Source organism: Massilia pseudoviolaceinigra, assembly GCF_030846505.1.
GTDB classification, from domain to species: domain Bacteria; phylum Pseudomonadota; class Gammaproteobacteria; order Burkholderiales; family Burkholderiaceae_D; genus Telluria_A; species Telluria_A violaceinigra.
The window spans coordinates 61,575-76,904 of record NZ_JAVCWL010000015.1 but is presented as its reverse complement, the minus strand read 5'-3'; the positions used below and the strand labels follow the sequence as shown (position 1 = coordinate 76,904).

The following is a 15,330-nucleotide window of genomic DNA, read 5'->3' as shown; positions in this document are numbered from 1 at the left end:
TTTACGTAAACGTCAAGCGATGGGCTCCATCGGACAGGGTCGTGCGCAGCACCTCCGTCGCTCCCGCCTGCGCGGGAACGACGCGTTACGCCGCGTGCTTGTGCGCCCCATCCCCCAGCAGCCGCGCCTTCTCCACGCGGAACTGCGCCACTGCCTTTTCCTTCACATGTCCATACCCGCGAATCTGCTCCGGGAGGTTGGCCAGTTCCACCGCGGTCGCATGATTGTCGGCATTGAGCCCGGCGATCAAACCTTCGATCATCTGGCGATACTCCACAATCAGCGCGCGCTCCATCTTGCGTTCTTCGGTGCGGCCAAAAATATCGAAGGTCCCGCCGCGCAGGCCCTTGAACTTGGCCAGCAGCGCAAACGCCTTCCACATCCACGATCCGAATTCGGCCTTCACCAGATGTCCCTTGGCGTCCTTCTTGGCGAACATCGGCGGCGCCAGGTTGAACTTGACCGAGAAATCGCCCTCGAACTGCGACTTGAGCTGCTCGACAAAGCGGCCGTCGGTGTACAGGCGCGCCACTTCATATTCGTCCTTGTACGCCATCAGCTTGAAGTAGTACTTGGCCACCGCCGTCGACAGCCGGTTGCCCAGTGACTGCGCCGTTTCCGCCGCCCGCACCTTGGCCACCAGCTGCTCGTAGATCGCCGCATACGCGCCATCCTGGTACTCGGTCAGGAACTCGACGCGCTTCTTGATGACGTTTTCCAGGCTTTGCGGCATCTGCACCACGATGGCCTGGGTCGGCGTGGCGACCTTCTCCACACGCTTGAGGTCCACGGCGGCGCGGCGGCCCCACAGGAAGCTCTTCTTGTTCGGCTCCACGCCGACGCCGTTCAACTCGATGGCGCGCAGCAGCGACGCTTCGGTCAGCGGAATGCGGCCCTTCTGCCATGCGTAACCCATCATGAACAGGTTGGCGGCGATCGAGTCGCCCATCAGCGCGGTAGCCAGCTTGGTCGCGTCGATGAAGTCGGCCGCATCGTTTGCAGGCGCACCCACCGATTCCATGATCAGCGCGCGCACTTCCGCGGCCGGATATTCCCAGTCAGCCTGCTGCGCGAACGTGCCGGGTGGCTGCTCGTGCAGGTTGATCACGGCCATGGTGCGGCCCGGACGCATCTTGGAAATCGCATCCTGCGCGCCCGCGGTCAGCATGTCGCAGCCGAGGATCAGGTCCGCTTCGCCGGTGGCGATGCGCTGTGCGCGCAGATGCTCGGGCGAACGCGCCACCTTCACGTGCGAGGTGACCGAGCCGTTTTTCTGGGACATGCCGGTCATGTCGAGCACCGACGCGCCCTTGCCTTCGAGGTGGGCGGCCATGCCCATCAGCGCGCCGACGGTAATCACGCCGGTGCCGCCAATGCCGTTGATCAGGATGTTGTACGGCTGGTCGATATTGGGCAGCACCGGTTCCGGCAGCGGTCCGAAGCCGTCGTCCACGTTACCCTTGGTGACGCCGGTCTTGGTTTTCTTGAGCGTGCCGCCTTCGACGGTCACGAAACTCGGGCAGAAGCCCTTCACGCACGAGTAGTCCTTGTTGCAGGACGACTGGTCGATGGTGCGCTTGCGACCGAATTCGGTTTCCTTCGGCAGGATCGAGACGCAGTTCGATTGCACGCCGCAGTCGCCGCAGCCTTCGCATACGGCGTCGTTGATGACCATGCGCTTGTTCGGGTCGGGGAACTCGCCTTTTTTGCGGCGGCGGCGCTTTTCGGCCGCGCAGGTCTGGTCGTAGATCAGCACCGATACGCCTTCGACCTCGCGCAGCTCGCGCTGGACCGCGTCCATGTCCTTGCGGTCATGCAGGCTGACGATGGATGGCAGCGAGGAACGGTCGCTGTAGCGCGACAAGTCTTCGGTCACCAGCGCGATGCGCTTGATGCCTTCGGCCGCCATCTGCTGGGCGATCATCGGCACCGAGGTCTGGCCGTCCACCGGCTGGCCGCCCGTCATCGCGACCGCGTCGTTGTACAGAATCTTGTAGGTCATGTTGACCTTGGCCGCCACCGCCGCGCGGATCGCCAGGTAACCGGAGTGGAAGTAGGTGCCGTCGCCCAGGTTCTGGAACACGTGCGGTACTTCGGAAAACGCCTGCTGGCCGATCCACGGCGCGCCTTCGCCGCCCATGTGGGTGGTCAGCTTGTTCATGCCCGGGTAGATCGCGGTGGCCATCACGTGGCAGCCGATGCCGGCCAGCGCGAAGCTGCCTTCCGGGACCTTGGTCGAGGTATTGTGCGGACATCCGGAGCAGTAGAACGCGGGACGGAACGGCGTGTTGATGGCCTTGCGCAGCACCGCATCCTTGGCGTCGAGGAAGGTCAGGCGCGCCTTGATCAAGTCGCAGGTACGTGCATCGGTAATCAGGCGCGAAATGCGCGAGGCGATCACGCGCGCCACCTGCGAGACCGAGAAATCGGCCTTGGAGGTGAGCAGCCATTCGCCGCGCGGTGCCACCCATTCGCCTTTTTCGTCGAACTTGCCGATCACCTTCGGACGCACATCGTCGCGCCAGTTGTACAGCTGCTCCTTGAGCTGGTATTCGACGATCTGGCGTTTTTCCTCGACCACCAGGATTTCATCGAGTCCCTGGGCGAATTCGCGCACGCTGTCGGGCTCGAGCGGCCATGGCATGGCGACCTTGAACAGGCGCAGGCCGACGTCGGCCGCCATTTTCTCGTCGATGCCCAGTTCTTCCAGCGCTTCGAGCACGTCGAGGTACGATTTGCCGGACGCGATGATGCCCAGCTTGGCGTTGGCGCTGTCGATGGTGGTGTGATTGAGCTTGTTCTCGCGCGCATAGGCCAGCGCCGCGTAGATTTTATAGTCCTGCATCAGCGCTTCCTGCTTGCGCGCCTGCAGGCCGAGCGGATCGGACGAGAGGCGCGTATTGAGGCCGCCTTCGGGCATGACGAAGTCCTGCGGCAGTTTCACCTGCACGCGGAACGGGTTGGCGTCGACCGAGGCGCTCGATTCGACCGTGTCGGCCAGGGCCTTGAAGGCCACCGTGCAGCCGGAAAAGCGCGACATGGCCCAGCCGTGCACGCCCAGGTCCAGGTATTCCTGCACATTGCACGGGTACAGTACCGGCACCATGCAGGCCGAGAAGATGTGGTCCGACTGGTGCGGCAGGGTCGAGGAATAGGCGCCGTGGTCGTCGCCGGCCACCAGCAGCACGCCGCCGTGCTTGCTCGTGCCGGCGTGGTTCATGTGCTTGAAAACATCGCCGCAGCGGTCCACGCCCGGGCCTTTGCCGTACCACATGGCGAATACGCCATCGTACTTGGCCGGGCCGATCAGGTCGACCGTCTGCGAGCCCCACACCGCGGTCGCGGCCAGGTCTTCGTTCACGCCCGGCACGAATTTCACGTGGTGCGCTTCGAGGTGGGCCTTGGCCTTCCACAGGTTTTCATCGAGGCCGCCCAGGGGCGAACCGCGGTAGCCGGAAATGAAACCGGCCGTGTTCAGGCCGGCGGCCTGGTCGCGTTCGCGCTGCATCATCGGGAGGCGCACCAGCGCCTGGATACCGGACAGGAAAATATTGCCCGTGGTCGCCGTGTATTTGTCGTCGAGGGTGACCGTGGTCAGGCGTGAAGCGACGTCCTGCTTCGCAGGCGTCGTTGCCGTGGTATCTGGCATGGTGTGTCTCCAAAAGGGTATTCGGGATGTTGCCCCGCCAGGACGGCGCCGGGTAAGCGCCTTGGTGACAGGGTAGGTTGCCGCTTTATGCGGCTTGTTTTACAGCTTGATTCTACAAGACTCTCCGGTACGGATCGCCGTTGGCGTGGAGTGTATGACCTTCACGCCCGTAGGGGAAATATGGTTTGCGGATGGGGGTATAAGAAAAAGTGATGGCTCGGGGCTGCTGCGACTTATTTGAGCAGGCGCGCGCCCGGCCAGGCGCCGCCGGCGCACAGTTCTTCGGTCACCTGGTGCACCAGGCGCTTGACCGCGGCGGCGGCATTGGTGAGGGGAATATTGCGCGAGGCGCACAGGGTCACCGTGCGCGCCAGCGCCGGGCTGTGGATGGCCCGGGCCAGCATGGCGCCCCGTTCGATGTCCGCCAGCAGCGGGGCCACCGGCAGGATGGTGGCGCCCATGTCGGCCAGAATCGCCGACTTGAGGATGGCGATCGAATTGATTTCGATCACGTTCGACAGGTGCAGGCCGGCTTCGCGCGCCACGTTCTCGATGCGCGGGCGCACCCCTTGCTGCTGGGCCGGCAAGATCAATGTGGCGGCCAGGGCGTCGGCCAGCGCCACCCGCTCGCCCGGCGGGCTGAAGGCGGAACCGGCGCGGCAGATGAAACTCAGTTCTTCCTCCACCAGCGCGCTGCTGGCGAAGGCCCCCAGCTGGCCATCGTCGAACAGCACTGCCAGGTTGATCCGGCCCGACTTGAGCTGTTCGTTCAGGTTGCCCGATAACTCTTCGGTGAGCTGCAGGGTGATCTCGGGATAGGTGCGGCGCGCCGCCATCAGCAAGGGCAGGGCGAGGGCGCCGGAGATGCTGTGGGGCAGCCCCAGGGTCACGCTGCCAGACGGCCTGGTGGTCGACTGGGTCACGGCCGAACGGGCGTCGCCGACTTGCTTGAGGATCGCCAGCGCATGCTCGTAAAACACCTTGCCGGCGTCGGTGGTGAGCACGCCCTGGGCCGAGCGGTGCAGCAGTTGCGCGCCGAGGTCGTCTTCCAGCTGGCGCAACTGCTGGGTCAGGGCCGGCTGGGCCACGTGCAGCACCAGCGCCGCGCGCGAGAGCGAGCCGTGATCGACAATGGCGACGTAGTAGCGCAGCTGGCGTAATTCCATGATCGTCCGGGGCGGTGAGTGAGTTCAGTGACTCTTGGAAAGTATAAATGCACAAGAGAAATATTGACGTTATACTGACGGTCGTTGCCGCGATTGCGCGAGATTACACCACAGACGGACAGAAAAATGCTCAAGAAAGTCGATGTTTCCCAACTCAAGCCCGGCATGTACATCCATGACCTGAGTTGCGACTGGATGACGCACCCGTTTTTGCGTAATCGTTTCCTGCTGACCAGCGACGAGGAAATCGGCAAGATGATCCAGGCTGGCATCCACGACGTGGTCATCGATGGCAGCAAGGGACTCGACCTCGGCCATGCGCCCACGCTCGACGAGGTGCGCCAGGGTACCGAAGAGGCGCTGGTGGCCATCGCCGCGGCGCCGGTGATCGTTACCCGCACCACCCTGGCCGAGGAACTCAAGCGCGCCGCCGTGATCCGCCACCAGGCCACCGGGCTGGTGCGCACGGTGATGCAGGATGCGCGGCTGGGCAAGGCTATCGAACTGGACAATGTGTCGCCGGTGGTACAGAGCATTACCGAATCGATCCTGCGCAATCCCGGCGCGCTGATGGGCATGCTGCGCATCAAGAACAAGGATGACTACACGTTTTTGCATTCGGTCAGCGTGTGCGCCCTGCTGGTGGCGTTTTGCCGCTCGCGCGGGATGGATGCCGATACCATCCACCAGGCCGGCCTGGGGGGGCTGCTGCACGATACCGGCAAGGCGCTGGTGCCGGACCATATCTTGAACAAGCCGGGGCCGCTGACGGACGAGGAGTTTGCCATCGTCAAGCGGCATCCGCGCGACGGCTACGATATCCTGGTCAAGTCGCCCGACGTGAGCGCCATTGCGCTCGACATCACCCTGCATCACCACGAGCGGCGCGACGGCGGCGGCTATCCGGACCGGCAGGGCGAGGGCGCCATCAGCGAACTGGCGCAGATGGCGGCCATTGTCGATGTGTACGACGCCATCACGGCTGAGCGCTGCTATCACAAGGGCATGTCGGCGGCTGAAGCGCTGCGCAAGATTTTCGATTGGAGCAAGTTCCACTTTCATCCCACGTACGCCCAGGAATTCATGCGCTGCGTCGGGATTTATCCGGTGGGAACCATGGTGATGCTCGAATCGGGGCGGCTGGCGGTGGTGATCGAGCCGCACGAGACCAATCTGCTCGCGCCCAAGGTGAATGTGTTTTTCAACACCCGGCGCAATGGGTATATCAAGCCGGAAACGGTGGATTTGTCGCGTCCGCTGGGCTTCGGCGGCGGCGACAAGATCGTCCGTCCCGAATCGCCCGAGAAGTGGCGTGTCGACCCGATGCGCTTCATCAGCGTCGCATAGCCATCCGGCGCCCGGCCGGGCGGACTAGAAGAACTCGGCCGTATCGTTCGACGCCACCGCCTGCAGCAGCCCGCCCGACACCAGCTCGTCGTAGTGGCATGCCTGGTTGCGTCCGTGGCTCTTGGCGTAGTACAGCGCCTGGTCGGCGTGCCCGAGAATGATCACGGGCGACTCGAACGGGCTGATGCTGACGAAGCCGACACTCACCGTCACCTGCCCCACCTGGGGGAAATCATGCGATTCGACATTCATGCGGAAGCGGTCGATGATCTTTTGCGCATTGTCGAGCGTGGTCGAACGCAGCAGCACCACGAATTCTTCGCCGCCGAAACGGAACACCCGGTCCTGCGAGCGGAATGACGATTGCAGCAGGTTGGCGATCAGGATCAGCACTTCATCGCCGTACAGATGGCCGAATTTGTCGTTGACCAGCTTGAAATGGTCGACATCGACCACCGCCAGCCACTGCTTTTCGGCGTCCGAATGCTGGCGCCGCTCTTCCTGGCCCGGTTCCAGCGATTCTTGCTCGGCGGTGACGTGCAGCATCTTGGCCAGCTGGTCGTCGAAGGTCTTGCGGTTGAGCAGGCCCGTGAGCGAGTCGCGTTCGCTGTAGTCGAGCAGGTTCTGGAAGTTGCGGTACACGCTGACGATGCCGCCGATGACATGGATGGTGTCGGTGGTGTACGGCGTCGGATGCAGGATTTCGAGGCAGGTGTCGACCTTTTCGCCGATCCAGATCGGCAGCCACAAGGTGCGCTTGCCGTCGGCCGCGATGCTTTCGGCACTCGTTTCGTTGTTGGCGATGCATGCGGCCAGGGCCGGGAAACTGCCGATCGGCTCGCCCGGCGCATTCACATCGACAGGCTCTTCCATGCGCGCCGCGCCACCGGCGCAGATGCTGGCGCGCACGCGCACATACTGCTCCCCGCGCACATGCATGATGGTCAGCACGCGCGTCTGCGACGCCCGTGCCAGCTCCTGAACCGCCGAGATCACCGAGATGTCGAGCATCGTGTGGTCGCGGTGGCCAGTCATGTCCACCATGTGTTTAAGAAGGGAATCCATGTCGTTCTCGGAAATGTAAATCAAACAACTACCACCTAGCGGAAGAATCGATGTCCATCGACATTGGCGCAGGCTAGTGTACCTGATCGCCCGGTGCGTCCGGTTGGCGCAGTTCGTGCGCCGTCACCAGTGTTGCCTGATCCGTAATTGTCGTGCATAAACGCTCGCGCTCACCCGATTCTACCGTTGTGCGACGCCTTGCGGCTCACCGCACAGCAACTTTTTCGCCATCCTGTCGTATATCGACCGTTTCAATAATAACAAAATTCATACCACGGAGGAAAGTTGCGTGAGGTCAAGGCATCTCTTCGGCAACTCCCTATAGTGAACTCAATGGCGGAAAAATTGAAGAACAGCAGCAGCGTACTTCAAGGTAAGGCAGCAACGATGCCGAACCCGTGCCAGAAGTTGGCAGTCCTTAACTAACCGGAGGTCACCATGAGCACCATCACCACCGCAGTGCAAGCCTTTATCAACGACGAAGACGGCGCCACCGCCATCGAGTACGGTCTGATTGCAGCACTGATTGCAGTTGCGATCGTCGCATCGCTGAAAGAGGTGCAGACCGAGCTCAAATCCTTGTTCGCTCAGGTCGTAACCGGCCTGCAAGGATAAGACGTCCCAGGCCCCACCTGAGCCGTCGTTTGCTGCACCACGCCCCCCGGAACAGGGCCCTGTTCCGGGGGGCTTTTTTATGCGAGTAGCCCATGCCTGCCTTGACCCTTCCCCAATTTTTTCTGATCGCCCTGCTGCTCGCCGCCGCCGCCACCGACCTGGCGTCGCGCCGCATTCCCAACCGCCTGCTGGCCGCCGGCCTGGCCTGCGCCGCCATCGTCCATCTGTGTTCCGGCAACCCGCTGGCGCTGCTGAGCACGGGCCTGGCCGGTTTCGCCACCGGCCTGCTGCTATTCCTGCCCCTGTACTGCCTGCGCGGCATGGCCGCCGGCGACGTCAAGCTGATGGCTACCGTCGGCGCCTTCACCGGTCCCGCCCTGGCCCTGGACATCGCCCTGGCCGCCTTTTGCGCCGGGGGCCTGATGGCGCTGCTGATCATCCTTGCCAGCGGGCGCCTGCGCGATACCGGCGCCAATCTGATGGCGCTGCTGCGCCCCCTGTTCCTGCGCATCGGCGGCATGCCGGCCGTGGCCGAACCGATGCCGGCCCCGAGTGTGGGAAATATGCCATACGCCGTCGCCATCACCGGCGGCACCTTTTTCACTCTGGCGCAGCCCTGGCTATAAATTTCCGTGCGGTCAGAGCTTGCTGTTTGTCAAATCGGCCAAGGGAGGCGTGGCTAAAATAAATTGTGCCTTTCGGAAACGCCATCTGCCTTTTTTTAGGAACCGACATGAGTTACATCGATCCGACCGGAGCGCTTCCGCCCAGCAGCCAGCGGGTGCGCGCCTCTTCCGCCGACTACGGCATCAGCAGCCCGCCGCCGCAGCCGCGCTGCGTACGCGACACCGGCCTCGAACTGGGGCTGGTGATTGAACTGGTGACCAAGGCCATGTACGCGATCGGCAGGATTCACCTGCCTGTCCTCACCGGCAAGCTCAAGCTGTCGATCAATGTCTTGCGCGAAGTGCTGGACGCCATGCAGGCCGACCACCTGGCCGAGGTGGCCGGGCGCGGCGACTCCGATCTCGACGTCCACTATCAGCTCACCGAGGGCGGACGTTTGCGCGCGGCCGAGTTCCTGGCGCGTTGCCGCTATGTGGGGCCCGCTCCGGTCACCCTGCAGGCTTACCGCGACCTGGCCGAACGCCAGTCGAGCCGGCACGCCCAGGTCCAGCCGATCGGCATGGCCGAGATGGCCGCCGCCTTCGCCGACGACGTGCTCGATCCGGGCGTGCGCGACCAGCTCGGCGCGGCGCTGCAGTCGCGCCGCCCGCTGCTGCTGCACGGCCCGTCCGGCAGCGGCAAGACCACCTTGGCGCGCAAGCTGGGCCAGCTGCAAAGCGGGCTGGTGGCCATTCCCCATGCGATCCTGGCCGAGGGCCACATCATCCAGTTCCACGATCCGGCCCTGCATGTGCCGGCCTCGCCCCTGCACACGCGCCACAACGAAGAACGGCGCAAGCCCGATGCACGCTGGGTGCTGTGCCAGCGCCCGGTGGTGCAGGTCGGCGCCGAACTGGGCTACGAAATGCTCGACCTGCGCCTGGACCAGGCCAGCGGCGTGTACCGCGCGCCGCCGCACTTCATGGCCAATAACGGCATCCTCGTGATCGACGACCTGGGCCGCCAGCGTATTCCGGCCGAAGAATTGCTCAACCGTTTCAGCGCCCCGCTCGACAGCGGCAGCGACCAGCTCACCATCGAGGGCGGCTGCAAGATCGCCGTGCCGTTCGACGTCACCCTGGTGCTGGCCACCAATCTGGCGCCGCAACTGCTGCTCGACGATGCCTTCCTGCGCCGCATCGGCTACAAGATCCTGGTCGGCCCGCTCTCCGAAACGGCCTACGCCACCCTGTTCCGGCGCCAGTGCCAGCGGCATGGGCTGGCCTGCGACGAGGCCGTGCTGGACTACCTGATCACGCGCCTGCATCGCGCCAGCGGACGGCCGCTGCTGGCCAGCTATCCGGCCGAGCTGCTGGGGCGGGTGAACGATTTCGCCGCCTTTGCCGGCGTCACGGCGCGCGTGAGCGCGGCCGCCATCGAGCAAGCCTGGCACAGCATGTCGGTGGCGCCGCCCGCGCTGGCCACTGCCCCGGCCCATCCGCCCCTGTCTTTTTCAGCCGATAACGGCACCACCCTGTACGAGAGGATCTCATGAAAAACAAACGCGCATTGCTGACCATGGGTGTGGCGGTCCTGTTGGGGATCGGCGCCGTCATCCTGGCTTCCCTCTGGCTGCTCGGGCAGCCGGCCAACGCGGCCAGCCGCATCGTCGTCGCCACCGGCGACATCAGCCGCGGCCAGCGCATCTCGCCCGACATGCTGCGCCTGGTCGACTGGCCGACCGCAACGATCCCCAAGGATGCCTTCAAGGATAGCCTCAAGCTGAGCGACCGGGTGCTCAAGACCAATGTCCTCAAGGGCGAGCCGCTGACCGAAGCCAAGCTGGCCCCGGCCGGCACCCTGGGCGGCCTGTCGGCCCTGATCAGCGAAGGCAAGCGCGCCATCACGGTGCGCGTCAACGATGTCATCGGCGTGGCCGGCTTTGCGCTGCCGGGCAATTACGTCGACATCATCGTGCACACCGAGCGCGACCCGGGCGACCAGGTCAGGCAGCACCGCAATGCGCTGCACATCTCCAAGATCGTGCTCGAACGCATTCTGGTGCTGGCCGTGGCCCAGGAAGTGAGCCGCGACGAAACCAAGCCCAAAGTGGTCAACGCCGTCACGCTCGAAGTCACGCCGGAACAGGCCGAGACGCTCGACCTGGCACGCGGCGTCGGCACCTTGTCGCTGGCGCTGCGCAACCAGGTCGATCCCGGTTCGCCGCAGACGGCCGGGGCCACCAAGGCCAGCCTGCTCGACGAGCTGGTCGCCGCCACGCCTGTATCCGGATCCGGGTCCGCTGCCAAGGCGGCGCCGCCGGCCAAACCGCGCGCAGCCCCGCGTGCCGCCGCGCGCCCCGCGCCGGTGGTGGCGCAGGTCCGGCGCGACTGCGTCAGCGTCTTGAACGGCGTGACCACATCACAAGAATGTTTTTGATTTTCGAGCAATCACCTTACAGGATGGCCGACATGAACAGATGCATGAAGCAAGGAAAACCGACCCGGACCGCCGCCGCCGCGCTCGGCGTACTGCTGGCGCTGAGCGGCGCCAGCGCCGCCGCCGCCACCCCCAAGGAAGCGCAGCCCCAGGCCGAGCGCGCCGATAGCGGTCCGCGCTGCAGCGGTGAAGCGGCGCGTCCCGGCAATATGACGCTGCTGGTGGGCAAATCGAACCTGATGCGCCTGCCCGAACCGGTGCGCAACCGCAGCATCGGCAACGCCGCCGTGGTGCAAGCGATGCTGGTCGCGCCGGACACCCTGTACCTGCTCGGGGTCGATGTCGGCACCACCAACATGATCGTGCAAGGCAAGAGCGGCACCTGCAGCATCGTCGACATCGTGGTCGGCATGGACCCGGCCGCGCTGCAGGCCAGCCTGGCGGCCCTGATGCCGGAAGAGAAGGATATCCGCGTGCACGGCGCCGCCGACTCGCTGGTGCTGAGCGGTACCGTGGCCGATGGCGCCGCCGTGCTGCGCGCGGTCGAACTGGCGACCGCGTTCGTCAGCCGGCCGCTGCGCTCGCTGGCGCAGCAGGGCGGCGACGCGGCCACCGGCGGCGCGGCCGCGGCCAAGGGCGGCCCCGGCGGCGGGGGCGCCGCCAGCACGGCCCCGGCCGCGCGCGTGATCAACCTGCTGGCGGTCAGCGCGCCCCAGCAAGTGATGCTCGAAGTGAAGATCGCCGAAGTTTCGAAAAGCTTGCTCGAGCGGCTCGAAGGGGGCGTCACCTGGGGCTCGGCTCGGGCAGCTGGGCCACCACCTTGCTGGCCAATTTCATCACCGGCAATGCCCAGGGCGCGCTCGGTTCGCAGCGGCGCAGCGGTAATCGCGTCAACCTGGAAGCGCAGAAGCAGGATGGCATCGTGCGCATCCTGGCCGAGCCGAACGTGATGGCCGTCAGCGGCCAGGAAGGCAGCTTCCTGGCTGGCGGCAGCATCTTTATTCCGGTGGCCCAGGAAAACAACAAGGTCACCCTGGAAGAGAAGGAATTCGGGGTCGGCCTGCGCTTCACCCCGACCGTGCTGGCCGGCGGGCGCATCAACCTGAAGGTGGCGCCGGAAGTGTCGGAAGTCTCGCGTGAAGGCATCGGCGTGTCGGCCGCCGGCTTTTCGGGCGGCGCGGTGCTGCCCTTGATCACCAAGCGGCGCGCCAGCACCACCTTGCAGCTGTTCGACGGCCAGAGTTTCGCCATCGGCGGCCTGATCAAGAACAATCTGATCACCAACCGCAAGGGCTTGCCGCTGCTGGGCGAAGTGCCGGTACTCGGTGCCCTGTTCCGCAGCACCGATTTCCAGGAAGACCGCACCGAACTGGTGTTTGTCGTGACGGCCCACCTGGTCAAGCCCCTGCCGTCGAACTACACCCTGCCGACCGACAGCCTGGCGCCGCCCTCGCGCGCCCAGACGATGCTCGGCTCGCGCCTGGAAGGCGAGCAAGCCACTGCCCGGACCGCCGGTGCAGCGGCGCCCGCGCCAGGCGCCACGCCGGTTGCCCCCGCCTCGTCCGCCCAGCGCGGTTTTGAATTGAAATAGGAGAGCGCCATGAACACACGCATCGGTAGCAGCATGGCCAGCTTGCTGGCATTGACGGTCTGTCTGGCTGGTTGCTCGAGCACGCCGCGCTGGGACGCGCGCTTCGGCCAGGCCGTGCGCACATCGCTGGCGGCCCAGGTGATCGACCCTTCGGCCGTGCGCAACACCCGTCCCGTGGCCGGACTGGACGGCAAGACGGCGGCCGCCGCCCAGGAGCGCTACCAGCATTCGGCCGAAGCGCCCGCCGCGCTGGCGCCGCTGGCTATCGGCGGGGGCGCAAAATGAAGCAGTTGCGCCTTGCGGCCTGCCGGCGGCGGCGCCAGCGCGGCGCTTACACCCTCGTGTTCGCGCTGCTGCTGATGCCGATCGTCCTGCTGGGCGGCATGGCGATCGACCTGTCGATGGCGTACATGCGCCGCACCGACCTGCAGGCGGCGGCCGACGCCGCCGCGCTGGCGGCCGCGCGCGCGCTCGACGGCACCGAGGCCGGCATCGCCAGCGCCGGCTTGCGCGCGGCGCAAGTTGTCAATACCAGCACCTACGCGCTGACGAACACCATGATATGGAAGAGCGACGCCCTGCGCTTTAGCGCCACGCCCGATCTGGGCGGCACCTGGCTGCCGGCCGGCGCCGTCAATGCCGCCAATGTCGCCACGATGCGCTACGCCCGTGTCGATACCAGTGCGCTGGCGGAGGAGCTGGGCCAGGTGCGCACCGTGTTCGCCCGCGCCATCGATCCCGGTTTCAAGATCGTACGGGTGGGCGCGCAGGCGGTGGCCGGGCGCAGCGCGGTCCAGATCACGCCGCTGGCCATCTGCGCCATGAACAACCAGGCCAAAACGGTGCGCGTGAACGCACCCGGCTTCGAGGAAATCGTCGAGCATGGCTTCCGGCGCGGGGTCAGCTACAACCTGCTCAATCTCAATCCGGTCGGGGTTCCCGCGCTGAACTACCAGGTCAATCCCATCGATTTTCCGCCGGCGGTCGAGAACGCGGCGCACCGCAGCCTCGCCACCCTGCGCCCGATGGTGTGCAGCGGCACCCTGGCGCTGCCGTTTTTGCCCACCGGCGCCAGCATTTACGTGCGCGAAGGCTTCCCCGCCTCGCTCACGGCCGAACTCAATTCGCGCTTCGGCAGCGGCAGCGGCTCGACCTGCGACCCGGTCTCGGCCCCGGCCGATACCAACATCAAGGAATACACCGTGCCCACCTTCTGGATGCGCATGCCGGCCGCCACCCCGAGCCTGACCCAGATTCCGGCCAGCGCCACCCAGGTCGTCGGCGCCGGCGAGCGCAAGACCATTGCCGACGTCAGCGGCCCCACGCCCGGCACCAACCGGGTCAGCTACGGTCCCTTGTGGACCTTTGCCAAACCGCAGCGCTACGACGCGGCCACGCCGTCCACGCCCGGCGCCAGCTTTCCCAAGAGCGCCTGGCCGGTCCTGTACCCGGTCGCCACCACCGAGCAGGCCGAAGCGACCGCCATCTACCCCACCGATCCGATGGTGCCGTACCGGGGGACGGGCGCCTTCAAGGTCAACCCCAGCCCATCGAGCTATCCCAAACTGGCGGGGCGGCGCATCCTCAACATTCCGCTGCTGGCCTGCCCGGTGGGCGCGGGCGGCACGGCCACGGTGCTGGCGGTCGGCAGCTTTTTGATGACGTCGCGCGCGACCGACAGCCCGCTCGGCGTGCATGCCGAATTCGGCGGCCTGGCCACGGCCGACTCCCTGAACTCCTCGACGGTCTTGTACCGATGAAAGCGCCCTCCACCATGGCTTCCACTTTCCCGCGACACGCGCGCGGCATCGCGTTTATCGAACTGGCCGTGATCATGTTCTGGATGTCGTTCCTGTTGCCCGTCATCTTCAGCCTGGGCCACCTGTTCTATGTGTACGCCGTACTCAAGCAGACCGCCGCCGCCGCCGCCGCCACTCTGGCCACGGCGCCGCCGTCCGAATGGGCCAGCGGCGCCGCGGCCAGCAGCACGATGAAGCTGCGCACCGTCGCGCTGATCGAGAAGTCGCTGCTCGATGCCAGGGTGGCGCCCCTCATTCCGCTGCTCGAATACGACTTCGACTGCAACGGCAATCTGGTGTGCGGGGGCGAGCGCCCGGACAGCATCACGGTGTCGCTGGTGGTCGCGGTGCCGAACAGCTTTCACGCCGTGACCGAAATGGGCATCCCCAGCAGCATGATGGTCCAGACCGCCGTCACAGTTCCATACAGCCACTGAGCCGGGAGTCCGCCATGCACCAAGCGTTCCGTACGACCGGCCAGCGCATCCGCGGCGGCGCCGTGGTCGAATTCGCCATGACCTTGCCGATTTTCCTGCTCTTCACGCTCGGCCTGCTCGAAATGGCGCGCGCGATGTACCTGTGGAACATGCTCTCGAACGCGACCTACACGGCGGCGCGCGGCGCGGCCCTGGTCGAAGCCACCGACACCGCGGCGCTGGAAGCCGTGGCGCAGGCGGCCGCGCTGGCGGCGCGCGGCGGCGGCATGTCGCTGGGCGCGAGCGGGGCCGATGCGCGCATCGCGATCAGCCACCTGCGCAGCGATTTCGGGCTGGTCACATCCGTGCCGGCCTGCCCCTCGCAGAACATAGTCAACTGCAATGCCAATCCGAATGGCGCCAGCTGCGTGCGTTTCGTGCGCGCCCAGCTATGCGCCCCCGGCAGCGGCGCCGGGTGCGAGCCGGCCACTTACAAACCCCTGTTTGCCGGCAAAGCGCTGGGCTGGGGATTCACCTACCCGAGCTTCGCGGCGGTCGTCCCGGCCGCGTCGCTGGGTCGCCAAGCAGGTAGTACCGAAGTCTGCCCCGGCCCCTGAGCCGCGTTGCCTTACCCACG

Annotated in this window: 14 protein-coding genes; 11 read left to right on the top strand and 3 right to left on the bottom strand. The window is 65.7% G+C overall.

The window, feature by feature from the left end:
• Positions 1-85: 85 nt before the first annotated feature.
• On the bottom strand, positions 86-3,649 hold the full coding sequence (locus tag RBA40_RS16275) for an indolepyruvate ferredoxin oxidoreductase family protein (RefSeq protein WP_306648846.1): 3,564 nt from the start codon (positions 3,647-3,649) through the stop codon (positions 86-88).
• A gap of 233 nt (positions 3,650-3,882) precedes the next feature.
• The gene (locus RBA40_RS16270; RefSeq protein WP_306648845.1) at positions 3,883-4,815 is read right to left on the bottom strand and encodes a LysR substrate-binding domain-containing protein; all 933 of its coding nucleotides are present in this window, start codon (positions 4,813-4,815) and stop codon (positions 3,883-3,885) included.
• A gap of 126 nt (positions 4,816-4,941) precedes the next feature.
• On the opposite strand from RBA40_RS16270, the gene RBA40_RS16265 reads away from it, so the two are divergent.
• A complete protein-coding gene (locus RBA40_RS16265) occupies positions 4,942-6,162 on the top strand; it encodes an HD-GYP domain-containing protein (protein WP_306648844.1) in 1,221 nt (406 codons plus the stop codon).
• Positions 6,163-6,186: 24 nt separating this feature from the next.
• On the opposite strand, the gene RBA40_RS16260 is transcribed toward RBA40_RS16265, so the two are convergent.
• Positions 6,187-7,227 (bottom strand): GGDEF domain-containing protein, encoded by a 1,041-nt coding sequence (locus RBA40_RS16260; protein WP_306648843.1) that lies wholly within the window; start codon positions 7,225-7,227, stop codon positions 6,187-6,189.
• Positions 7,228-7,665: 438 nt separating this feature from the next.
• Here RBA40_RS16260 and RBA40_RS16255 point away from each other — a divergent pair, with 438 nt between their 5' ends.
• The 10 genes from RBA40_RS16255 to RBA40_RS16210 all read left to right on the top strand — a co-directional run bounded on the left by RBA40_RS16255 (position 7,666) and on the right by RBA40_RS16210 (position 15,310).
• Positions 7,666-7,842, top strand: coding sequence for a Flp family type IVb pilin (locus RBA40_RS16255; RefSeq protein WP_306648842.1), 177 nt, complete (start codon positions 7,666-7,668; stop codon positions 7,840-7,842).
• A gap of 92 nt (positions 7,843-7,934) precedes the next feature.
• Positions 7,935-8,468, top strand: a complete 534-nt coding sequence (locus RBA40_RS16250) for a prepilin peptidase (RefSeq protein WP_306648841.1) — start codon at positions 7,935-7,937, stop codon at positions 8,466-8,468.
• A gap of 107 nt (positions 8,469-8,575) precedes the next feature.
• Positions 8,576-10,003: a DUF8689 domain-containing protein gene (locus RBA40_RS16245; protein ID WP_306648840.1), complete on the top strand. Its 1,428-nt coding sequence runs from the start codon at positions 8,576-8,578 to the stop codon at positions 10,001-10,003.
• The gene (gene cpaB / locus RBA40_RS16240; RefSeq protein ID WP_306648839.1) at positions 10,000-10,887 is read left to right on the top strand and encodes a Flp pilus assembly protein CpaB; all 888 of its coding nucleotides are present in this window, start codon (positions 10,000-10,002) and stop codon (positions 10,885-10,887) included. The genes RBA40_RS16245 and cpaB overlap by 4 nt, the downstream gene beginning before the upstream one ends.
• Positions 10,888-10,931: 44 nt before the next feature.
• Complete coding sequence (locus RBA40_RS16235) at positions 10,932-11,837, top strand: pilus assembly protein N-terminal domain-containing protein (RefSeq protein ID WP_306648838.1); 906 nt, start codon at positions 10,932-10,934, stop codon at positions 11,835-11,837.
• The gene (locus tag RBA40_RS16230) at positions 11,837-12,478 is read left to right on the top strand and encodes a type II and III secretion system protein family protein (protein ID WP_306648928.1); all 642 of its coding nucleotides are present in this window, start codon (positions 11,837-11,839) and stop codon (positions 12,476-12,478) included. The genes RBA40_RS16235 and RBA40_RS16230 overlap by 1 nt, the downstream gene beginning before the upstream one ends.
• Before the next feature lie 9 nt (positions 12,479-12,487).
• Complete coding sequence (locus RBA40_RS16225; protein ID WP_229413269.1) at positions 12,488-12,763, top strand: hypothetical protein; 276 nt, start codon at positions 12,488-12,490, stop codon at positions 12,761-12,763.
• Entirely contained in the window at positions 12,760-14,238 is a 1,479-nt protein-coding gene (locus RBA40_RS16220) for a pilus assembly protein TadG-related protein (protein WP_306648837.1), read from the top strand. The genes RBA40_RS16225 and RBA40_RS16220 overlap by 4 nt, the downstream gene beginning before the upstream one ends.
• A 14-nt stretch (positions 14,239-14,252) precedes the next feature.
• Positions 14,253-14,714 carry a hypothetical protein gene (locus RBA40_RS16215; protein ID WP_306648836.1) on the top strand — a complete coding sequence of 154 codons (462 nt, stop codon included), beginning with the start codon at positions 14,253-14,255 and terminating at the stop codon, positions 14,712-14,714.
• 14 nt (positions 14,715-14,728) lie between these two features.
• Complete coding sequence (locus RBA40_RS16210) at positions 14,729-15,310, top strand: TadE/TadG family type IV pilus assembly protein (protein ID WP_306648835.1); 582 nt, start codon at positions 14,729-14,731, stop codon at positions 15,308-15,310.
• Positions 15,311-15,330: the final 20 nt, after the last annotated feature.